Annotated in this window: 21 protein-coding genes; 17 read left to right on the top strand and 4 right to left on the bottom strand. The window is 57.5% G+C overall.

The features are described 5' to 3' along the window. Positions 1-115 precede the first annotated feature (115 nt). The 4 genes from minC to sbcB all read left to right on the top strand — a co-directional run bounded on the left by minC (position 116) and on the right by sbcB (position 3,652). Positions 116-889 carry a septum site-determining protein MinC gene (gene minC / locus CPH17_RS09655; protein ID WP_074397540.1) on the top strand — a complete coding sequence of 258 codons (774 nt, stop codon included), beginning with the start codon at positions 116-118 and terminating at the stop codon, positions 887-889. 134 nt (positions 890-1,023) lie between these two features. Continuing rightward, entirely contained in the window at positions 1,024-1,842 is an 819-nt protein-coding gene (gene minD / locus CPH17_RS09650; protein WP_074397539.1) for a septum site-determining protein MinD, read from the top strand. After that, positions 1,839-2,090 carry a cell division topological specificity factor MinE gene (minE, locus tag CPH17_RS09645; protein WP_027337743.1) on the top strand — a complete coding sequence of 84 codons (252 nt, stop codon included), beginning with the start codon at positions 1,839-1,841 and terminating at the stop codon, positions 2,088-2,090. The genes minD and minE overlap by 4 nt, the downstream gene beginning before the upstream one ends. Positions 2,091-2,158: 68 nt before the next feature. Then, the gene (gene sbcB / locus CPH17_RS09640; protein ID WP_074397538.1) at positions 2,159-3,652 is read left to right on the top strand and encodes an exodeoxyribonuclease I; all 1,494 of its coding nucleotides are present in this window, start codon (positions 2,159-2,161) and stop codon (positions 3,650-3,652) included. Positions 3,653-3,675: 23 nt separating this feature from the next. Here the strand turns inward: sbcB and CPH17_RS09635 are convergent, their stop codons facing one another. Both CPH17_RS09635 and CPH17_RS09630 read right to left on the bottom strand, forming a co-directional pair. Then, positions 3,676-6,462, bottom strand: coding sequence for an insulinase family protein (locus CPH17_RS09635; protein ID WP_231896564.1), 2,787 nt, complete (start codon positions 6,460-6,462; stop codon positions 3,676-3,678). 86 nt (positions 6,463-6,548) lie between these two features. Next, on the bottom strand, positions 6,549-7,226 hold the full coding sequence (locus tag CPH17_RS09630) for an SOS response-associated peptidase (protein WP_074397537.1): 678 nt from the start codon (positions 7,224-7,226) through the stop codon (positions 6,549-6,551). Positions 7,227-7,404: 178 nt separating this feature from the next. Between CPH17_RS09630 and CPH17_RS09625 the strand changes: the two genes are divergently transcribed. Then, positions 7,405-8,019, top strand: coding sequence for a TetR/AcrR family transcriptional regulator (locus CPH17_RS09625; protein WP_074397536.1), 615 nt, complete (start codon positions 7,405-7,407; stop codon positions 8,017-8,019). Continuing rightward, positions 8,019-8,678, top strand: coding sequence for a 1-acyl-sn-glycerol-3-phosphate acyltransferase (locus CPH17_RS09620; RefSeq protein ID WP_074397535.1), 660 nt, complete (start codon positions 8,019-8,021; stop codon positions 8,676-8,678). Before CPH17_RS09625 ends, CPH17_RS09620 begins: the two co-directional genes overlap by 1 nt. Here the strand turns inward: CPH17_RS09620 and CPH17_RS09615 are convergent. Both CPH17_RS09615 and CPH17_RS09610 read right to left on the bottom strand, forming a co-directional pair. Then, complete coding sequence (locus tag CPH17_RS09615; RefSeq protein WP_074397534.1) at positions 8,675-9,952, bottom strand: HlyC/CorC family transporter; 1,278 nt, start codon at positions 9,950-9,952, stop codon at positions 8,675-8,677. The genes CPH17_RS09620 and CPH17_RS09615 overlap by 4 nt on opposite strands. An 81-nt stretch (positions 9,953-10,033) precedes the next feature. Then, on the bottom strand, positions 10,034-10,831 hold the full coding sequence (locus CPH17_RS09610; RefSeq protein ID WP_027337750.1) for a cytochrome C assembly family protein: 798 nt from the start codon (positions 10,829-10,831) through the stop codon (positions 10,034-10,036). Positions 10,832-11,033: 202 nt separating this feature from the next. Here CPH17_RS09610 and ffh point away from each other — a divergent pair, with 202 nt between their 5' ends. The 11 genes from ffh (at position 11,034) to CPH17_RS09555 (ending at position 21,910) form a co-directional block, all read left to right on the top strand. Beyond that, positions 11,034-12,455, top strand: a complete 1,422-nt coding sequence (gene ffh, locus CPH17_RS09605; protein ID WP_074397533.1) for a signal recognition particle protein — start codon at positions 11,034-11,036, stop codon at positions 12,453-12,455. Positions 12,456-12,679: 224 nt separating this feature from the next. After that, entirely contained in the window at positions 12,680-12,928 is a 249-nt protein-coding gene (gene rpsP, locus CPH17_RS09600; RefSeq protein WP_007111767.1) for a 30S ribosomal protein S16, read from the top strand. 45 nt (positions 12,929-12,973) lie between these two features. Then, positions 12,974-13,519: a ribosome maturation factor RimM gene (rimM, locus tag CPH17_RS09595; RefSeq protein ID WP_074397532.1), complete on the top strand. Its 546-nt coding sequence runs from the start codon at positions 12,974-12,976 to the stop codon at positions 13,517-13,519. Positions 13,520-13,566: 47 nt separating this feature from the next. Next, a complete protein-coding gene (gene trmD, locus CPH17_RS09590) occupies positions 13,567-14,334 on the top strand; it encodes a tRNA (guanosine(37)-N1)-methyltransferase TrmD (RefSeq protein WP_074398564.1) in 768 nt (255 codons plus the stop codon). Between the two features lie 173 nt (positions 14,335-14,507). Next, on the top strand, positions 14,508-14,864 hold the full coding sequence (gene rplS, locus CPH17_RS09585) for a 50S ribosomal protein L19 (RefSeq protein ID WP_074397531.1): 357 nt from the start codon (positions 14,508-14,510) through the stop codon (positions 14,862-14,864). Positions 14,865-14,975: 111 nt separating this feature from the next. Further along, positions 14,976-15,857, top strand: a complete 882-nt coding sequence (xerD, locus tag CPH17_RS09580) for a site-specific tyrosine recombinase XerD (RefSeq protein ID WP_074397530.1) — start codon at positions 14,976-14,978, stop codon at positions 15,855-15,857. 4 nt (positions 15,858-15,861) lie between these two features. Beyond that, positions 15,862-16,635, top strand: a complete 774-nt coding sequence (locus CPH17_RS09575; protein WP_096299307.1) for a DsbC family protein — start codon at positions 15,862-15,864, stop codon at positions 16,633-16,635. Positions 16,636-16,705: 70 nt separating this feature from the next. Next, positions 16,706-18,022, top strand: a complete 1,317-nt coding sequence (locus CPH17_RS09570; RefSeq protein ID WP_074397529.1) for a homoserine dehydrogenase — start codon at positions 16,706-16,708, stop codon at positions 18,020-18,022. Between the two features lie 8 nt (positions 18,023-18,030). Next, positions 18,031-19,419, top strand: a complete 1,389-nt coding sequence (thrC, locus tag CPH17_RS09565) for a threonine synthase (RefSeq protein ID WP_096299304.1) — start codon at positions 18,031-18,033, stop codon at positions 19,417-19,419. A gap of 50 nt (positions 19,420-19,469) precedes the next feature. Further along, positions 19,470-21,248: a single-stranded-DNA-specific exonuclease RecJ gene (locus CPH17_RS09560; protein WP_096300933.1), complete on the top strand. Its 1,779-nt coding sequence runs from the start codon at positions 19,470-19,472 to the stop codon at positions 21,246-21,248. Between the two features lie 44 nt (positions 21,249-21,292). Next, positions 21,293-21,910 (top strand): YitT family protein, encoded by a 618-nt coding sequence (locus CPH17_RS09555; RefSeq protein WP_074397527.1) that lies wholly within the window; start codon positions 21,293-21,295, stop codon positions 21,908-21,910. Positions 21,911-21,978: the final 68 nt, after the last annotated feature.

The raw sequence follows: 21,978 nt of genomic DNA, 5'->3' as shown, positions 1-21,978 counted from the left end.
CTGTCGCTTAGCGTTGCCTTATGACGTGGGAATGGCGAGGGTCAATTCTCACCGCCCAAAAAGCGCGTAAATGCGCTACCTTATATCTTACCTGAACATGACATGGAGTTCGGCCATGAGCCTCAATGTGGATAGTGCCGACGTGGCCTTTACCTTTAAAGGCGGCATGCTGCCGATGACCATCATGGAGTTAAGCAGCGCTGACCCAGAGCATATCCGGCGTCAACTGGCGAGCAAGTTGTCTCAATCGCCCGCGTTCTTTCAGCATACACCGGTTGTGCTTAGCGTGGAAAAACTCGATGAGCCGCACCTTTCGTTGGAACGTATCTGCGCCGTTTGCCGGGATCACAAGCTGCTTCCCGTGGCGGTGAGAGGCGGTTCTGAGCCCGTTCGACAGTCAGCGTGGGCGCTCGGGCTTGGCTGGTTTGCGCCGGTCGATGAAAGTCGTGCGCAAATGCTTAAGAGTGTCAGCAGTGATAGTCAGAACACAGCGCCCGTCGCAGTGGTCAACGAAAACGCTGCAGTAGAGGCGGCTCAGGCGCTTGAAAATACCGGGCTGGAAACCACACGGCTGTATCGCGGAACGGTGCGTTCTGGGCAGCAAGTCAGCGCTTCCGGCGGTGACCTCGTGGTGGTAGGTGCCGTGAACGCGGGTGCCGAAGTGCTGGCGGCGGGCAGTATTCATGTTTATGGCGCATTGCGCGGGCGGGCATTAGCGGGTATTCATGGCAATACGCAAGCGGGTATTTATTGCCGTGAGCTAGCCGCTGAACTACTGTCGGTGGCGGGTAATTACAAGCGTCTGGAAGATATTGATTCTCAGCTGTTGGGCGCCCCCGCCGAGGTGCACTTTACTCAAGAACAGTTAGAAATTAAGCCGCTTATCTAGTGACAGTGGCGCAAACCGTTGATAATGCCAGCCACGCGGCGATACCGTGTGGCTTATTGATGACATAGACGTTCCCGTTATACGTAGTGCGCCAACGGCGCATACGAAGAACGACTTCAAGAAGGAAGTGACTCTTGGCCAAAATTATTGTAGTGACCTCGGGTAAAGGGGGGGTCGGTAAAACCACGAGTGCCGCCGCTATTTCGACAGGCTTAGCGCTGCGCGGAAAGAAAACGGTGGTGATCGATTTTGACGTCGGCTTGCGTAACCTTGACCTGATTATGGGGTGTGAGCGACGCGTTGTTTATGACCTCGTCAACGTAATTCAGGGTGAAGCAGGGCTTAATCAAGCGCTGATCCGCGACAAGCGCGTTGAGAATCTGTTTATTTTGCCGGCCTCGCAAACCCGCGACAAAGACGCCTTGACCCAGGAAGGCGTTGCCGAGGTGCTTGATAAACTGAAAGAAGACTTCGATTTTATCCTTTGCGATTCGCCTGCAGGTATTGAGCGTGGCGCACAGCTAGCCATGTATTTTGCTGATGAAGCGATCGTGGTAACGAACCCTGAAGTATCGTCTGTGCGCGATTCTGACCGTATTCTCGGCCTGCTGGCGTCCAAAACGCGACGCGCCGAGGAAGGTAACGACCCAATTAAAGAGCATCTGCTGGTAACGCGTTATAACCCCGATCGCGTTACATCGGGGGACATGCTGACTCTGGATGATATCCGGGAAATATTGGCGATTAACCTACTTGGCCTAATTCCTGAATCGGAAGCGGTGCTACGCGCATCGAACCAAGGCGTGCCGGTTACCCACGATATTTCAAGCGACGCAGGCCAAGCCTATAGTGATACCGTATCGCGTTTGCTCGGTGAAGACATGCCGCTGCGCTTTCATGAATATCAACGTAAAGGTCTGTTGAGCCGGATGTTTGGTGGAGGTCGGCGATGAAACTGCTGGAGTTCTTGAAGCGTGAGCGCAAGAAGTCTGCCTCGGTGGCCAAAGAACGCCTGCAAATTATCGTGGCGCACCAACGTAGCCAGCGAGGTCAGCCCGATTATATGCCGATGCTTGAGCGAGAGTTGCTGGAAGTGATTCGTCGCTACGTTCACGTGGATGACGATGCCATCCAAATCTCACTGGATAGCGAAGATAACTGTTCGGTGCTGGAGCTAAACGTAACGTTGCCCAAGAGCTAAAGTCGCGGCGGGGTCTAGGGTGAATATGCTAGGCTTGGGCTTTTCAATGCCCAGCGGAGTGCTTGTTCATGGCGTCACCCACTGCTGCCCCCGCCAGCTTTTTATGGCATGACTACGAAACCTTTGGGGCCGATCCGCGTCGTGATCGGCCTGCTCAGTTCGCTGCCTTGCGTACTGATGCGGCGTTAAACGAAATCGGCGAGCCTATCGAGCTGTTCTGCCGGCCCGCTGATGATTACCTTCCCCACCCCGCCGCCTGCTTAATTACCGGGATCACGCCGCAAAAAGCTCAGCGCCATGGCTTGCCAGAAGCCCAGTTCGCTGGCGAAGTGCAACGCCATATGAGCGAGCCGGGCACCTGTGTGGTGGGCTATAACAGCCTACGCTTCGATGACGAAGTCTCGCGCCATCTGTTCTACCGCAATCTACTCGACCCCTACGCGCGGGAGTGGCAAAACGGCAACTCGCGCTGGGATCTTATTGATGTGGTTAGGGCGTTTTATGCTCTGCGGCCTGAGGGAATTGAGTGGCCGCTGCGCGATGATGGCGCGCCGAGCTTTAAGCTTGAAGATCTAACGGCAGCCAATGGTATCGCCCACGAAGGTGCTCACGACGCAGTCGCCGACGTGCGAGCCACCATTGCGCTGGCGCGGCTGCTCAAGTCACGTAATGCCAAGCTGTTTGATTATTTATTGGGGCTGCGCGGCAAGCGGGCGGTCGCTAAACAGTTGGACTTGCCCAGCGCCAAACCTATTTTGCATATCTCACGCCGTTACCCGGCAAGCCGCGGTTGCAGTGCACTAGTGATGCCGTTGGCCGAGCATCCGAGCAACCCCAACGGGGTGATCGTGTATGACCTAAGCGTGGACCCGGGGGATTTATTAGCCATGTCGGCCGCGCAAATCCGTGAGCGGGTATTTGTCAGTCAGCAAGACCTAGCGGAAGGCGAAACGCGCATTCCGCTCAAGGTGATTCATATCAACCGCTGTCCGGTTGTCTTTCCGACGACCGCGCTAAAAGACGTCGATGGTCCAAAGAAAGGCGAATACGGAGACATTGTGGCGCGTTTAGGGCTGGATATGGACGCTTGTCGCCGCCACTGGAAAATGCTCCGTGACGCAACGGAGGTGACTCAAAAAGTCGCTGAAGTGTTCAGTGCAGGCTACGACGATGCGCCGCAGGACCCTGACCTGATGCTTTACGGTGGGGCGTTTTTCTCTGCGGCCGATCGCAAGCAAATGGAGCGGGTGCGGGCCATGGACCCTTGGGATCTGGTGGGTGAGCGATTCGCTTTTCAGGATCCGCGCCTTGAAGATATGCTGTTTCGCTTCCGCGCGCGTAGCTATCCGGAAACGTTAGAAGGTGACGAGCTTGAGCAGTGGGAGGCGTTTCGTTGGATGCGTATGAACGATGCCACCCTGTCAGGCTTTACATTGAAAGCCTTTGCCCGGGAGATCGAACACTACAACCAGCAGACGCTGACCGATCACCAGCGTCAAGTGTTAGAAGAATTAGTGCTGTACGTTGAGGCCATGCTGCCTGCCCAGGCATTTGAGGCCTGAGCAGGCAGCGTTAGGCGATAAGGTTAGTCGCTCGCCTTTTCGGGTAGCGGTGAGAGCTGTTGGCGCATATTCGACACCCTGCTCGGCTCATCACCGGGGTTAAAGCGCACGTCCAGTTGGCGTTCACGCAGGGCGGGCCACAGGGCTTGAAGGTCGTCTAATGTCACTTCAAGGGCCAGTTCGGCGAGCTGTTCACGCCGGTCAAAGCGAACCTCCTCACGAGCGGTTGCCTGCCAATAGCGGTTAGCCATCTCCCCCAGGCGCGTATCGCGCTGGCGCAAGCGGCTGTTTACCGCTTGGCGGTAGGCATCCAGCTCATCGTCGTCCAGGTTCTCCAGTCGCTCGTCGGCCTCCTCCAGAAACGCGTCCATGCGCTCGGCAATCGTCTCGCTATCGGCGTCGGGCGACTGCACGACCATGGCGACACCTGGGGCATCCAGCAGCGGCGAGTAACCGGCATTCACCACGTAGCCGAGCTGTTCTTCAGTTCTTAAGCGCTGATAGAAAGGCGTTTCCAGCCACTGTGCGAGAACCTGAGTGGCCGCTTGTTCGCGTAGCGTTTGATCACGACCTTGAAGGTAGCGCAGTACGATGGATTCATCGCGTTGGCTATCAGGGTGCAGCACCACGTCGTCGCTATCGACCGAGAGCGGGGTGAGATTGCGAATATCGTCACGTGTAAGCCGGGGGGTGAGCTTGCCACGCATCAGGTTAGCCTGCTCTTTGGCAAGTTCAGGTCCTAGGTTACCCACTGCCATAGCATCCACGTACAGGTCTGAAAGGAAGCGACGACGGAAGTCGACCAAGTGACCACGCTCGAGGCGCTGGCTGGCCTCCAGCAGTGCTTGGGTAGACCATTGAGGCGCCAGCAATGCCTCACCCAGCGTTCCGCTTGCCTGGGCGTATAAGGAAGCTTGTGGGGCGTTACGCCACTCGCGCTGGAGTTGCTCGCGCACCCGTTCGAAATCGCGCTGGCCAATATCAGCCTCGCTGAGTTGGTTAAGCGCTTGCTCAATCAGTGGTGTTTGACCATCCCGCCAGCCGGAAAATGATAGCGTCATGCCTCGTGAGTGGGCATAGGCGCTAAACGACTGGCCCGCCAGCCAGGCAGGGTAGAGCGATTCATTAAGGCTATCGTTGAGCCAGTTGGCGAGCAGCCGGGTAAGCACCGCTTCTTCAGCGGAATAGCTGGCGCTTGGGTGCTGTAAGCTCAATCGCCACTCCACTTTTGGGGTGTTGAACTGGGCGTCTTGCATATGCCAGGCCGTAAATGACGGCGTGTCAATTAGCGTGCTGGGGCGTTCGTCCTGGCCGTCCAGCAGGCTAAGGTCGCTGGCGATAAACGGATTAGGTGCCGGTAGCGCTAACCCACTTAAAGCTTGTCCGCTTTGGCTAGGCGTTTGTTCGCGCCATTCGGTGTCGAACCAGGGCGTGACCTTATCGCTTTCGATGTCGGGTGCTGAGTAAATACGCAGCATATTGTCTGGGGTGAGTGCATCGAGGTAGCGTTGATGCTGCTCGGCTTCGAACTCATCCATCCGATACGCGGCATACTGGACGTCTTCCACCGGGTAGCGCGACAGGTTCATGGATAGCCGGGTGGCCTCTTGCTGAGGTTCGCCGGGTTGCTGAAAGCGGAAGGCTTGTTCGTTAAGGTCGGCTTGCTCATCGTAGCGCCATTCATCTAGTCCGCCCTGACGGATACGCTCGATAGCGCTAAACAGTGTGGCTTCGATATCGTCCAGGCGCTGCGCGCCTTCGTCGGTAAGGCTGATGGAGACCGTCAAAAGCGCGTGCTGCCCATCGGCGCGACTGAGCCCCGTTGACAGTGCATCGGCTAGGCCTGCGTCCTTGAGCACGGAGAGCAGGCTGCCATCGCCTTCATCGCCCAGTAAATGGGAAACCAGTTGGGTGGGTTTCTGGCGATAGGCCTCTGTGGGGTCGGGAATAGAAAAGTAAAAGCGTAGCTGACGGCGGTCTTCAATCGACTGACGCTCCGCATAACGAGGGAGCGTATCGCTTGCGACCAACGGTGTGTCGATGGTAGGCGCTTCCCGGTCGTTATCGGGTATCTCGGCAAAACGCTCGACGACCCAGCTTTCCAGCGTGTCCAGCGACTGGGGAGCAACCACCGCTAGGTTCATCACGTTGGCATCGTAATGATGCTGGTAAAACGCCATTACCCGCTCACGAAGGGAGGCTTCCCCTTCTGGCGGATTGGCCAGCGTCTTGCGGTTACCCACGGCAAACTGGGTGGTGGGGTTGTCTGGGTTGAGAAACTGATTCAGCACTTCGTTTTCGCGCCGTCCTTCATCCCGCCGCCGTGATACGTACTCGGAATGCACCACGTTGCGCTCGCTTTCAAGCTGGTCGGCGTTGAACAGCGGGGAGACAAAAAAGGCGCTGAACCGATCAAGTGCACCTTCCAGGGCTGAAGGCTCAATATTGAAAAAGTAGTTGGTGTCGTGGGGTGCAGTGAACGCGTTATGCGAGCCTGCGTTACGTGACAGATAGCTCTGGTAGGCGTCTGCCTCGGGATAAGCCTCGGTGCCCAAAAACAGCATATGTTCAAGGAAATGGGCGAGCCCCTGTAGGTCATCGGGGTCTTGGGCGCTGCCAACCCGGACGTTCATTGACGCGGCCGCTTTATCGGCTTCGGGGTCGCTGACCAACAGGACGTTCAAGCCGTTTTCCAGCTCAAGCACGCGGTAGTCGCGTTCATCATAGGGGCTGACGTGGGGCGTGATAACGTCTTTGATGTCGTCTTCGTTGGCTGCCAATGCCGCGGGTGCCAGCCACAAACTGCCCATTGTAATGCCCATTAGGGCACCCCCAGGCAAGGCCATTTTCCACAGTAAACAGCGTTGTAAACCAATAAGTTGCCGCATGTAAGCTCCTATGGCGTGGTCCAGCGTATCATCGGCCCAACGGGGTGCGCGCAGGCCGGGGACTGGTAGGTGGGAAAGTTAATCTGCTTTGATACCGGAAAAGCGCCCAACAGTTCCAGCGGCGCGGGCATTAATAACCGCGTAAGGCAGGTGTGATCAGTGTCGGGGTTTAACCACTCATCTGCATCTTGGGCATTGATCACCGCTGGCAACCGGTCAGTCAAGGGAGATAAGCAGGCATTAGCCGGTACGGTAATTAAGGCGGTGGAGTCGGTGTATTGAGTTAACGTGGTGTGATAGCGACACCACAGGCCCGCCAGTAACAGCGGGCCACGCTCTACCTGCGTGACTAAATAGGGTTGCTTGGCGCGGGCTAGGCGCTTCCAAATATAAAAGCCACTTACGGGCATCAGGCAGCGACGCGAGCGATAGGCTTCCTGGAACATGCCGCGTTGGCTTAAGGTTTCCGCCCGGGCGCAGTGGGGCGCATTATCCAATACTTTTAGCCAGGGCGGGGTTAACCCCCAAAATAACGACTGTAAACAGGGTTGTCCCTCAACCGCACGGATAGCCGACACCGGCTGTCGCGGGGCCAGATTGGGTGACTCAATCAACCGCTCGGTCATCTTTAGGTGTGGGAGTAGGCGGGCAAGAGGCAGTTGCTGCACGTGTAAACGCCCGGCCATGCAGATCTCCTATTACGCTAATGCGTTGTTTGTGCCCGTTTAGAGGGCATCAAGCATGAAATGTCGAGGTTTAGAGTCGAAAACAGTGTTCGATGTGGGGTATCCTATAGTATCCCTTGCTCACGCTAAAGCGCGATGAGGCATTCTTCCTGTTTGCCGTTCACCTTAAGAGATCGCCATGGCCCGCCCAAGACAGCACGCGCCCGATGCCCTACACGCGCAGGTTATGCACGCTTGCGATGAATGGCTAGCTCAAAAGCCCATTCATGGCCTATCGCTGCGTGCTTTGGCTAGAGAAGTCGGCTGCGCACCCAGTACCCTGCTAAAACTATACGGCAGCTTTAATACGCTATTGCAGTACGTCAACGTCGAAACATTGGCGCGTTTACAGCACACCATTTCCAGCTTGGCATCCGATGAGCCTGAGCCCTGGCTGCGGGCGCTGGCCAATGCCTATTGGCGATTTGCCGAACAAGATTGTTACCGCTGGCATCTTCTGTTTGATCACCCGTTGGCAAAAGAAGGCGAGTTGGATCAGCGGCAGAGCCAATTGATCGAAGCCTTATTTACCCAGGTAGAGACCTCGCTTAAGCATTACCAACCTGCACTGGGGGATGCTGAGGCAAGGCGATTGGGACGTACCCTGTGGGGCAGTGTGCATGGCCTCGTCCAACTAGGGCTCAATGAGCGCCTCGGTTACTGGCAGGGCCAACAGCTTAAAGTGGATGAGTTGCTCGATCAGCTTATGAGCACCGTTCTGGCAGGACTGCGCCACCGAGGGCAAGGCGAGTAATGGGATGGGTTAAGCCAGTGCGTCACCTGCTGCGTGGCCTAATCTTTGTCGCCATGCGGCTGTGCTATCGCCTGCGCGTTCGTGGTCGCTACCATATTCCTAAGCAGGGGCCGGCGCTGGTGGTATGTAACCATGTTAGCTTTATGGATGCGTTGGTGCTGGGCGGCGGTAGCCCACGTCCATTGCGTTTTGTAATGGACCAGCCGATCTTTGATTCTCCGTGGTTAAAATGGTGGTTTCAGCTGGTCGGCGCTATCCCCATTGAATCGGAGCGGCGCAGCCCAGGCGCATTACGTCGCGCCTTGGAAGAGGTGAGTCTAGCGTTGCGTCAGGGTGAAGTCGTAATGGTATTCCCCGAAGGGCGGCTAACGCCTGACGGTGACATTCATACCTTCCGTCGTGGGCTGGAGTCGATTGTGATGCGGGATTGCGTGCCGGTGGTGCCTGCCGCGCTTGCGGGGCTTTGGGGGTCGTGGACCTCCCACTATGACGGCAAAGCGCTTAAGAAATGGCCTAGGCGCTTCCGAGCGCCGGTGAGTCTGCACTTTGGCGATCCTATCGACCCTAGGGAAACGGATGGTTTAACGCTTCGCTGCTATCTTGAACAGCAGGTGAGGCGGCTTAAAGCCGATGCAGACCAGGACATCACGCCGCGCTAATGACTTAATCCGGCACGCGGGGCCTTCCAGCAGCGTGCTGAGGTGATAAGATTCTCACGAATTGCCAGAATTTCCATCCGCGTTGCACCTATCTGCAAGCAAGCCGGACCTTCAGGAAACCCTTCTAAATGCTCCAGAATTAACCCGTTAAGGGTTTTGGGGCCGTCAGTGGGTAACTGCCAGCCAAGCATTTTATTGATGTCACGAATGGTCGCGGTCCCTTCGATGACGTGACTGCCATCGTCTTGCTGGTGAATCTCGTCGTCTTCCGATACGTCGGTAGTAAATTCCCCGACAATCTCTTCCAGAATATCCTCCAGGGTGACCAGACCTTCGACGTCTCCATACTCGTCGACCACAATGCCAATGCGGCGCTTTTGTTTCTGAAAATTGAGTAGTTGGGTGTGAAGCGGCGTGGATTCCGGGATGAAGTAGGGCTCGCGGGCTTCCTGCACAATCGCTGCTTTGGTCACTTCCTCGCGGGACAAAAAGCGCGCCGCATTACGTAGATGTAGCATGCCGATAATGTTATTGATGTCGCCTTTATAGACCGGCAGGCGCGTATGCTGGCTGGTTCGGATTTGCGCCAGGATCTCCTCCAGCGAGTTATCCAGGTCGATGCCCAGCACTTCATGGCGAGGCACCATAATGTCGTTCACGGTGACGTTTTCTAAATCGAGAATCGATAACAGCATGGCGCGGTGACGGTAGGGGATTAGCGTGCCAGCTTCGTGTACCACAGTGCGCAGCTCATCCCGCGTAAGGTTATCGCCGCCTTTCTCGACACTTTTAACACCGATCAGTCGCAGCAAGCCATTGGACAGCGCGTTAACTAGCCATACCAGCGGGTAAAGTAGCTTAAGTAACGGCTCCAGCACGATGGAGGCAGGGTAGGCGATGTTCTCTGGCTTAACCGCCGCGTAGGTTTTGGGGGTGACTTCGCCAAAAATCAGTACCACGATGGTAAGCACGAGCGTGGCAATTGCCGGGCCGGACACGTCGCCAAAATAGTGTACGGCAATCAAGGTGGCGATGGCGGCCGCCAAGTTGTTCACCAGATTGTTGCCGATCAGGATCACGCCGATCAGCCGGTCGGGTCTGGTTAACAGGCGAAACACACGTTTGGCGCGTCGGTCACCGCTATTGGCATTGTGGCTGAGCCGATAGCGATTAATCGACATCATGCCAGTTTCAGAGCTTGAGAAAAAAGCGGAGAGGGCAATTAGCAGGGCCAGCAAGCCGAAGAGTAATCCCAGTGGGAAGTCGTCACTCAAGTCAGAAATTCCTTTATGGCGTATTAAGCCGATTTGTAAGAGGTTGCCGCAGAGGTGTCAACATAACGAGTGCCTTTAAGGTTAGCGGTTAAGCACCACTTCAAGCACGAATTTGCTGCCAAAATAGGCCAGTATCAGCAGTGCACAGCCGCCGAGAGTCCAGCGTACCGCGCGCATGCCGCGCCAGCCAAAGCGGTAACGGCCAATCAGTAGGGTGGTGAAAATCACCCAGGCCAGCAGCGAAAGCACGGTTTTGTGGGCCAAATGCTGGGCAAAAAAGTTATCTAAAAACAGCAGACCGCTGATAATAGATAACGTCAGTAATACAATGCCGGCCCACACGAGCTCGAAGAGCACCCGTTCCATTGTGGTGAGCGGAGGAAGTGATTGAACAATGCCGCGAATATGGTGGTGGCGGAGCGCCTGATTCTGCAGGCCTACCAGCACCGCCTGAACGGCGGCAATGGCGAGGACTGCAAAAGCCAGCGCCGAGCTGATCGCGTGCATCAGAATACCCGGCGTCAGCCCGCCGTGACCGCCCTGGCTGGGCAGCCATGTAGCCGTGATCAAGGCAATCCCGGCAAGCGGGAATAGCGCGATCCCCGCGTTCAGCACCGGCTTGAACAGGCTGGCGATCAATACCACATTGACGGCGACGGCCATGAGCAGCGTGGCGCTGGTGGCAAAGCCCGGTAGCAGGCCGGGCGTTTGGCCGACCAGCGTTACGACCACCGGGATATGCAGCAGCAGACCCAGGGCGGCGACAATGCGCACCATGCCTTGGCGGGGCGGCACACGCCGGAACAGAGTCATCCCCTGCCAAATGGCGGCGGCGACGTATAGAACAAAGGCGATAGTGGCGAAAGGGAGCGCCTGCATGATGCTATCCGTGCGCCTTGCAGCGCGTCGTAATGAAATAAAACGAATTGATAAGCCACTACTATAACGAATCCTTACAGTGACGCACAGTCATCTACACGTTGAGCCCCATGGAGACTCACGCGGCGAGCGCGTATAATCTTCCCCACATTAGTCCAGGGGCGGTTACGCCCGGCGACAGCGACGGAGGCAGAGAGGCCCCATGTTTTCGAATCTCAGTGAACGTCTTTCCCAGACGTTAAAATCGATCAAAGGTCAGGCACGCCTAACCGAAGACAACGTTAAAGATACGCTACGCGAAGTCCGCCGCGCGCTGCTCGAAGCAGACGTGGCGCTCCCCGTGGTCAAAGACTTTATCGAGCGGGTGCGCGAACGGGCCGTGGGGCAGGAGGTTTCAAAAAGCCTCTCGCCCGGCCAGCAGTTCGTCAAAATTGTCCAGCAAGAGCTGGAAGCCACCATGGGCGAGGCCAACGAGGGGCTGGCGTTAAAGAGCTCCCCGGCCGTAGTGCTGATGGCAGGCTTGCAGGGGGCGGGTAAAACCACCTCGGTGGCCAAGCTGGCCCGTTACCTGCGTGAACGCGAAAAGAAAAAGGTCTTGGTGGTGTCAGCGGATGTTTATCGCCCCGCCGCGATTGACCAGCTGGAAACGCTGGCTAAAGAGGTGGAGGTCGACTTCTTCCCTTCCCGCTCTGACCAGGCGCCGGTAGCGATTGCTGAAGCGGCGATCAAGCACGCCAAGATTCAGTTCCACGACGTCGTCTTGATCGATACTGCCGGCCGTCTGGCGATCGACGAAGCCATGATGGCGGAAATTCAGGCGCTTCACAAAGCCGTATCTCCCGACGAAACGCTGTTTGTCGTTGATGCCATGACCGGCCAGGATGCCGTCAATACGGCCAAGGCTTTCCACGATGCGCTGCCGCTGACCGGGGTTATTTTAACCAAGGCCGACGGCGATGCGCGTGGTGGTGCTGCGCTGTCCGTGCGCCATATCACCGGTAAGCCGATCAAGTTCATGGGCGTGGGTGAGAAGGTGGATGCCCTTGAGCCCTTCCACCCTGACCGGGTTGCCTCGCGGATTCTGGGCATGGGCGACATGCTCTCGCTGATCGAGGAAGCCGAGCGCACGGTTGATAAATCCAAAGCTGACAAGTTGGCCAAGAAGGTCAAAAAAGGCGACGGCTTTGATTTAGAGGACTTTCGTGAGCAGCTCCAACAGCTCAAGAAAATGGGTGGCATGGGAGGCCTGCTCGGTAAGCTGCCGGGGATGGGCCAAATGGCAGATATGGCCCAAGGACCTGGTCCAGAGAAAGAACTCGGCAAGCTCGAAGCGCTGATCAACTCCATGACCCCCAAAGAACGCCATAAGCCCGAGATCATCAACGGTTCGCGCAAGCGGCGTATTGCTGCTGGCGCTGGCTTACAAGTGCCGGACCTCAATCGTCTGCTCAAGCAGCATAAGCAGATGCAAAAAATGATGAAGAAAGCCGGTAAGAAAGGCGGTATGCAAAAAATGATGCGCGGCATGTCCGGTATGATGGGCGGCGGTGGTGGTCCCGGCGGCCCGGGTGGCCCAGGCGGTATGGGTGGCATGGGCGGCCCCGGTGGCATGCCCTGGCGCTGAACGGCATCGCCGACGTTTGGCGAGCTTGACGGCCTGACAGTTTTCTGGCGGCCAGGCTTTCCAAGCCGCGCGCATTTGCGTAGAATGCGGCCTCTTCGTGCGTGGGTGTTGGCTTCAAAGCGTCAAATGCCTAGCATGGAGGCCTTTATATAGTATGAAGAGTGTCTCCGGTAGCGAAACCGCTAACCCCACTCTCGTAACCTCAACCGAAGGATAGTTATCGTATGGTTACCATTCGTTTGGCACGTGGTGGCGCCAAAAAGCGTCCCTTTTACCACCTGACCGTGACCGACTCACGCAACGCCCGCGATGGTCGTTTCATTGAGCGTATCGGTTTCTTCAACCCGGTTGCCCGTGGTCAGGAAGAGCGTCTGCGCGTTGATCTGGACCGCGTCGTACACTGGCAGAGCCAGGGTGCCCAGCTGTCGGGTCGCGTTGCTGAGCTGGTAAAAGAAGCGCGTAAACAGGCCTAAGCCTGAACGCGATGTGGCAAGTGCTGTTGTACGTTGGGGTCGTCGATGACGCGTTTTGAAACAAGCCAAACTGACGACACACACGTGGTGCTAGGCAAGCTGACAAGCCCTCACGGGGTGAAAGGCTGGCTGAAGGTATATTCCTATACCAGCCCCATGGACAGCATTCTGGAATACCCCGAATGGTGGGTGCGCCAAGGTGAAAGCCTGACGCAAATGGCCATTGTTCAGGGCCGTCGGCAAGGTAAAGGCCTTGTGGTACAGCTTAAAGGGGTTGATGACCGTAGTGCGGCTGAAGCATTGGCCCAAGCGGACATACTAATGCCCAAAGCTGCCCTTCCTGAGCTTTCCGACGATGAGTACTATTGGTATGAGCTTGAAGGCCTGACGGTATTCACTCAGGCCGGCGAACGGTTAGGGCGGGTCAGTTACCTGTTCGAAACCGGCGCCAACGATGTCATGGTGGTGCATGGCGATGTCGAGTCGATCGACAAGCGCGAGCGACTGCTGCCGTTTCTGCCGGACGACGTCATTGTTGAAATCAGCCTTGAAGATGGCCGTATGGTCGTTGACTGGGACCCTGAATTTTGAACGGTGAAGACGTGCCGGATAGTGGAAGCGAAAGCGCCCACCCCGCGATGTGGATTGGTGTGGTATCGCTGTTTCCAGAGATGTTCGATGCCCTTACCCAGCAAGGGGTGGTGGGTCGAGCGATTGAAAAACGGCGCATTGCACTGGCGTTCTGGAATCCTCGCGATTACGCCACCGACCGCCATCGCAGCGTAGACGACCGCCCTTATGGCGGTGGCCCCGGCATGTTGATGAAGGTCGACACGCTGCGCGCTGCGATTCATGATGCCCGACAGCAGGCACATGACGCGACCGGCCAAACGCCTACGGTGATCTATTTGTCGCCCCAAGGGCGCAAGCTGGATCAACAGGGCGTGAAATCACTGGCTTCTAAAGGCCCTCTAGTGGTGGTAGCGGGGCGTTATGAAGGCATTGATGAGCGGGTGGTGGAAAGTGACATCGATGAAGAATGGTCAATTGGCGACTATGTGCTAAGCGGCGGTGAGCTGCCAGCTATGGTGTTGATTGACGCGGCGGCAAGGCTGGTTCCCGGGGTATTAGGGCATCAGGACTCCGCCATCGAAGACTCGTTTAACGACGGTTTGTTAGACTGCCCGCACTACACCCGTCCTGAGGTTATCGACGGGCGCCAGGTGCCGGATGTGCTGCTTAGCGGTAACCATGCTGCTATCAAGCGCTGGCGGTTGAAGCAATCGTTGGGCCGTACTTGGCAGCGTCGCCCGGACTTATTGGCAGGGCGCACGCTAAAGGCCGAGCAGCAACAGCTGCTGAATGAGTTTATCGAGGAATACGCTCTGTCCACGAAAACTAAGTAGGCCAGAGCGGCGGTGCAGGGCGGATCGGGTAGTTAGCCAATGTATAGATAGCTAGCCTTCGCACCTGTGTCACCCATAACGACTCCCGCGCCGCTCGTTTTGAGTGCCGGGATCACGGCGACCGCCTTCCATAACTGAGCGGTTTCGCCACCACGTTATTTAGGAGCATGATGATGAGCAGTAAAAACAAAGTGATCCAGGCGCTCGAAAGCGAGCAAATGTCCAAAGAGGTGCCGAGCTTTGCACCGGGCGACACCATTGTCGTTCAGGTAAAAGTTAAGGAAGGCAGCCGCGAGCGTTTGCAGGCGTTTGAAGGTGTTGTCATCGGTAAGCGTAATCGTGGCCTGAACTCCGCATTCACCGTACGTAAAATTTCTCACGGTGTAGGCGTTGAGCGTACCTTCCAGACTTACAGCCCACTGGTTGACTCTATCGAAGTCAAGCGTCGCGGTGACGTGCGTCAAGCTAAGCTCTACTACCTGCGCGAGCGTAGCGGTAAATCGGCGCGTATCAAGGAAAAGCTGGCCTAAGGCGAGCCTTTCCACAGGCGCTTGCGCCTGGGTAGCGAAACCCCGTCACCGCTCTGCGGGGCGGGGTTTTGTTTATCTATCAGATGGTGAATCCTAACGGGCGGCTTGCGTATGCGTGTCATTGATGCTTTTTTGGATGCCCTGTGGCTGGAGCGTGGGGCCAGTGAGCATACGCTAGCGGCTTATCGACGCGACTTGAACGCCTGGCAGCAGCACCTGGAAGAACAGGGCGAGTCATTGTTATCGCCTTCGCCCGCTCGGCTGGATGCATGGTTTACGAGCCGCCGTGAAGCAGGCTATCAGGTACGTAGCAATGCCCGGTTGTTGTCGAGCCTGCGCAGTTTTTACCGCTGGGCACGAATGCAGGGGCATGTCGCCAGTGACCCGCTCGCTGATGTGCGACTGCCGCGTGTGCAGCCAGGCTTGCCCAACACGCTGGAAGAAGACGAGGTGGAGCGATTGCTTCAGGCCCCATCGCTGGATACTCCACTTGGGGTGCGCGATCGTACAATGCTAGAACTGCTCTACGCCTGCGGGTTACGGGTATCCGAACTGGTGGGGCTTACCGGAGACGCGGTTAATTTGCGCCAGGGCGTGGTCCGGGTGCGTGGTAAAGGCGACAAGGATCGCCTGGTGCCGATGGGCGAGGAAGCTGTCGATTGGCTGGCCCACTATATGAAGACAGCTCGGCCGATGTTGATGCAGGACCCAACTCGGCCGGCCTTGTTTCCAGGGCGGGGCGATAAATCGATGACGCGACAAACCTTTTGGCACCGCGTTAAGGCCCACGCCATCACGGCAGGCATAACGCGCCCACTGTCGCCACATACGCTTCGCCATGCGTTTGCGACGCATTTATTGAATCATGGGGCGAATTTACGAGTCGTACAGCTGTTGTTAGGTCACAGTGATCTATCCACCACGCAAATTTACACGCATGTGGCCCAGGCCCGCCTGGAGAGTCTACATGCCGAACATCACCCAAGAGGTTGAATGAATGATGCGCCGAGGTATAGAAAAAACGACGTCACTGAGCAAGCCGCGTATGCTGATGGGCTGGCTACTGGCCGGTGCGTTGTTGCCCATGGCAGTGCAGGCGGATAGCGTCACCGATGAGCTCCGAGACTCGTTGCGGGTTAACGGTGAGGAAATGCCGGTCGACGAGGTGCGTGAAACGCCGATGGAAGGCATTTATCATGTTCGGCTGGAAAATGGCGAAACGTTTTACTCCAATGCCGACGGCAGTCATTTTTTGGTCGGCGATCTGTATGAAAACGCCGATAGTGGGTTAGTCAACCTGACCGAGCAGTCGCGCAATCAGGAACGCGCTGAGGCCATTGCGGCAATACCGGAAAGTGATCGGGTGGTATTTCGTGGTGAAGAAACGCCCAAAGCAACGGTCGTGGTATTTACCGACCCAAGCTGCCCTTACTGCGTACGCTTGCACGAGACCGTTCCGGAGCTCAACGAACGTGGCATCGCAGTACACTATTTGGCATTCCCACGTAGTGGCGTAAACGCCAACGCGGGGAGAACGCTCCAGCAGGTCTGGTGTGCCGATAACCCCAGCGAAGCCATGTCGCGGGCCAAGAAAGGCGAAACTCTGTCCAACTCGGCCAGCTGTGATAATCCAGTGGCGGAGCAGTACGAGATGGGCCGCGCACTTGGCGTAGAAGGAACGCCGGCCATTATTCTGCCCGATGGGCAAATGGTGCCGGGCTTTGTGCCGCCGGATCGCATGATGGAAATGCTGGAACTGGATGACGACTAAGCTAATTGATCCAATAACATCACGCTGAGACACTGCACCGACGGGTGCACAACATAAAAGGGGAAGTATTTTGAAACCGGTAAGAGTAGGCATTTGTGGGCTGGGTACCGTCGGTGGCGGTACGTTCAACGTGCTGACGCGCAACGCTGACGATATTGCACGTCGTGCAGGCCGCCCGATTGTGATTGAGCAGGTGGCCCACCGCAGTATTCACCCCGATTGCGACATTACCGGTATTAATGCCACATCGGATGTATTTGAAGTGGCCACTAACCCTAATGTGGATGTCTTGGTTGAACTGATTGGTGGTTACGACATTGCCCGCGAACTGGTACTTACCGCGATTGAAAACGGCAAGCACGTGGTCACGGCCAATAAAGCGCTGATCGCCGTTCACGGCAACGAAATCTTCAAGGCGGCCCACGAAAAAGGCGTGATCGTGGCGTTTGAAGCCGCCGTCGCCGGTGGTATTCCGGTGATCAAGTCGCTGCGCGAGGGCCTTGGAGCCAACCGTATCGAGTGGGTGGCGGGCATCATCAACGGCACCGGCAACTATATCCTTACCCATATGCGCGATGAAGGCCGCGCCTTTGAAGACGTGCTCGCAGAAGCTCAGGCGCTGGGCTACGCCGAATCCGACCCGACCTTTGACGTTGAAGGTATCGATGCCGCCCATAAGCTGACTATTCTGGCCTCAATTGCCTATGGCGTGCCCCTGCAGTTCGAGAAAGCCTTCACTGAGGGCATTTCGCGGATTACCGCCGAAGACGTTGAGCAGGCCGATAACCTGGGCTATGTCATCAAGCACCTGGGAATCTCCAAGCGCACTGAGAATGGCCTTGAGTTGCGGGTTCACCCCACGCTGATCCCCAAAGAGCGCCTGCTGGCCAACGTTCATGGCGTAAAGAATGCCATCGCGGTGATGGGCGACGCCGTTGGGCCGACGCTTTACTACGGCGCAGGCGCAGGCGCAGAGCCGACGGCCTCGGCCGTGGTCGCCGACCTACTCGATGTGGCGCGGGATATCTCCACCGACCACCATTACCGGGTTCCCTACCTGGCGTTTAGCGGCATCGACGAAGATGTCAGTCAACTGCCCATCATGCCGATGGAAGATATTATTACCGCTTATTATCTGCGTCTGTTGGCAGTAGACCGCCCCGGGGTACTGGCACGGGTGGCGACTATCCTGGCCGAGCAGGGCATCTCTATCGAAGCGCTGATCCAGAAAGAGGCCACCGAAGGCGAATTGGTGCCGATTATTCTGCTGACTCACCGCACCAAAGAGAAGCAGATGAACGAAGCCATCCGTGAAATCGAAGCCATGGCGGATATCGCAGGCCCAGTAACGCGCATTCGCGTGGAAAGCCTGGACGAAGGGGAGTAACTCACCACATGCGCTATATCAGCACGCGCGGGCAAGCACCCGCGCTCTCCTTTGAAGAGGTAGTGTTGACCGGTATGGCCAGCGACGGCGGGCTTTACGTGCCGGAAACGCTGCCGTCGTTCTCGCAGGAAGACCTGGCCAGCATGGCCGGGCTCTCCTACGCGGAGATTGCCTTTCGTGTCATGAAGCCGTTTGTGAACGGTGAGATCGACGACGACACTTTCCATCAAATCGTCACGGAGGCCTACGCGACGTTTAATCACGACGCAGTGCTACCGCTCAAGCAGCTGGATGCCAACCATTTTCTGCTCGAGCAGTTCCACGGCCCCACCTTGGCGTTCAAGGATGTCGCACTCCAGCTGTTAGGCCGCTTGCTCGATCACTTCCTGAAAAAGCGCGGGGAGCGCGCGGTGATCATGGGCGCGACCTCCGGCGATACCGGCTCAGCGGCCATCGAGGGCTGTCGCCACTGCGACAACCTGGATATCTTTATCCTGCACCCGCACAACCGGGTCTCGGAAGTACAGCGCCGGCAAATGACCTCGGTGCTGGCGAACAACGTGTTTAACATTGCTATTGAAGGCAATTTTGACGATGCCCAGGCGATGGTCAAGGCGAGCTTCGCCAATCAAGACTTCTTGAAAGGCACGCGGCTGGTGGCGGTGAACTCGATCAACTGGGCGCGCATTATGGCGCAGATCGTTTACTACATCGCCTCAGGTGTTGCGCTAGGCGCGCCGCATCGCGAGGTAAGCTTCTGCGTACCGTCAGCAAACTTCGGAAACGTGTTTGCGGGCTATATGGCGTATAAAATGGGTTTGCCGGTCAAGCAGTTCATTATTGCCACTAACGCCAACGATATTTTGCACCGCACGCTTGCCGCCAACGATTTCTCCAAGAAAGAGCTGGCGGCGACGCTCGCGCCGTCTATGGACATCGTGGTGTCGTCGAACTTCGAGCGTCTGCTGTTTGATGCCTACGATCAAGACGGTGCGGCCGTGGCGGCGTTGCTGGAGCGCTTCCAACAAGAGCCAACGGCGCTGGCCGATGCGCCGCTTGCCAAACTGCGTGAAAAGTTTGCAAGCTACAGCGTGGACGACGCGACGATTCTGGAAGTCATCCGTGAAGCCCACCACCGCACCGGGGAAATGCTCGACCCGCACACGGCCACTGGCTATCGCGCCGCCGAGCGTGCCCGGGCCGACCAAACCACACCGGTGATTACGCTAGCCACGGCTCACCCCGCCAAGTTTGCCGAAGCGGTGGTGAAGGCCGGGTTCCAGGGAGTGCCGTTGCCGACCCATATGGACGACCTGCTGGAGCGTGAAGAGCGCTATACGGTGCTGCCCGCCGAACTGAGTGCGGTGCAGCAGTTCGTCGCTGACAACCGGCGCTAGGGCGTATGTCCGACGTGACAGATGTGCCCCAACAGACCGCGCGTGCGACGATGCTACAACACGCAAGCCAGCCCCGGCTGGAACCTCGTCCACTCGACGAGGCCGTTTATGCGCGCGCCCAGGCGGAAGGTTTAAATGAGCTTCAGGCGCGCCTGCTGGCCTCCCGGCTGTCTGGCTATCAAGGCGAGTTGGCACCGCTGGTAACGCCAAGCCTGCGCTATCTGGCGCATCCGCAAAAGCTAACTGACGGTCAGCGCGCCGCCGAGCGAATTGCCCAGGCAGTGTCTGAGGGCGAGTCGATCGGCATTTTGACCGATTACGACGTGGACGGCATCACCTCCCACGTGGTCATCCGCCGGACGTTGGTGGAGCTATTTGGCGTGCCGGAATATAAACTGCACAGCCTGATTGGCCACCGCATTCACGACGGCTACGGCATCAGCTTGCCACTGGTGGAACGCGCGCTGGCGCTTAAGCCGTTTCCCACCCTGGTGATTACCGCCGACTGTGGCAGCAGCGACGAGCCGCGTATCGCGCGCTTAAAAGCTGCGGGCATTGATGTGGTGGTCAGTGACCACCACGCATTGCCGATGGAAGGCCCGCCGTCTTCCGCCTACGCCTGCGTTAACCCAACTCGTAACGACTGCGACTACCCCGATAAAACCATCGCCGGCTGCATGGTGGCGTGGTTGCTCATGTCACTTGCTCGCGGTGTGCTGATCGAGTGGGGCGCGCTGTCGGAGTCGACGCCCAAGCTTTCGCCTTGGCTTTCCTACGTGGCGTTGGGAACGGTAGCGGATTGTGTCTCGCTCGGGGGCAGTCCTGCGAACCGGGCGGTGGTCAATCACGGCTTAACGCTCATCAACCGAATGGATGCTGCCTGCTGGCGGGCGATGGCCACACGCCTGGGCGCTGATAGCGTGCCGTTTAACGCTGAGACGTTAGCGTTTCAGATGGGGCCGCGTATCAACGCCCGGTCGCGGCTGGACGACCCCTACGCAGCGCTACACTTTATGCTGGCCGAGAACGACGGCGTTGCCAATCGACAGTTGGAAGTGCTCGACCAGGATAACCAGTCGCGCAAAGCCATTGAAGCCGATATGACGGAGGAGGCGCGCCATCTAGCGGCCAGTGCCCTGGAAGCTGAAGAGCCTGCCGTGGTCGTGCTACTGGAGGATGGCCATCCCGGCGTACAGGGCATTGTTGCCTCGCGCTTGGTGCAGGCCTATGGGCGTCCTGCCCTGGTGCTTACCCAGGCAGCGGCCCCCAACATGCTGACGGGCTCCGGCCGTTCGATTGACGGGCTGCATCTGCGTGACGCATTACAGCGGACCTTTGAGCTCGCCCCCGAGGCACTGCCGCGCTTTGGCGGCCATGGTGGGGCGGCAGGCGTGGGCGTGCCCCGTGAGCAGCTAGGCGTCTTTAAGGCGGCTTTTCTACAGGCGGTAGGCGAGCAGTTGGAAGGGCGAGTGCTCTATCCGCGCCTTTGGACCGACGGCGAACTATCCACCGCACAGCTATGCTTGGCAACGCTTGAGGATATTGATGCCTTGGGCCCCTATGGCCGTGAGTTTGACCCACCGCTATTTGAGGGGCGATTTATTGTTGAAGCGCTGCGCCCCGTCGGCGCGGAAGGCGCGCACCTGATGATGGAGCTGTCCATGGGGCCGGTAACCTGCAAAGCTATCTGGTTTCGTGCGCTGACGCCTGGCGAGCTGCCCTCATTCAGCGTTGGCGATACGCTCCATTGCGCCTATAAGCTTAATCGCAACCGCTGGCGCGGCCGTGAATCGTTGCAGTTGATGGTCGAGCACGCCAATCCATTATAAACGCAGCACTTTATACCCCTGATACTTCAAGTAAGGACGCTGCCATGCGCATGGAAGATCTTCCCACAGACCCTCATAAGCCCTATGAGGATGTCATGGCGATGTTGCTGGGCACGTTTTTTGTGGCGCTCGGGGTAACCTTTTATACCCATGCGGTGCTGTTAACCGGCAGCACAGCAGGCTTGGCGCTACTGCTGAACTATATGACAGGCTGGGGGTTTGGTGTGTGGTTCTTTGCCATTAACCTGCCGTTTTACTATTTAGCGATTAAGCGCATGGGCTGGAGTTTTGCTCTGCGTACCTTCGCGGCGATTGGCCTGGTGTCGCTGTTTTCGGAGCTGACTCAGGGGTGGGTTGAGTTTGCCGCCGTGCCGTCGCTCTATGCCGCGCTAATGGGCGGGGCTCTGATGGGCATCGGCATGCTGATGCTGTTTCGCCACCGCACCAGCCTCGGCGGCATCAATATCCTGGCCCTTTACCTCCAAGAGAAGCACGGCCTGCGTGCAGGCTATGTGCAACTGGGTATCGACGGGCTGATCCTGCTGGTGGCGCTCACCCAGCTACCGCTCGACCGAGTGGGCTTCTCGGTGTTGGGTGCGCTGACCCTGAATTTAATCATCGCCCTGAACCATAAGCCCGGCCGCTATATCGGCGTCAGCTAGGCCTTGGCTAAGCCAGCCAGAACCACCACACAATGGCGGCGATCAGGCCGAGCCCGGCGAGATTGACC

This window comes from Halomonas sp. hl-4 (genome assembly GCF_900215475.1).
GTDB lineage: Bacteria > Pseudomonadota > Gammaproteobacteria > Pseudomonadales > Halomonadaceae > Vreelandella.
The sequence above is the reverse complement of the archived record's forward strand: the minus strand, read 5'-3'. Positions and strand labels throughout refer to the sequence as shown.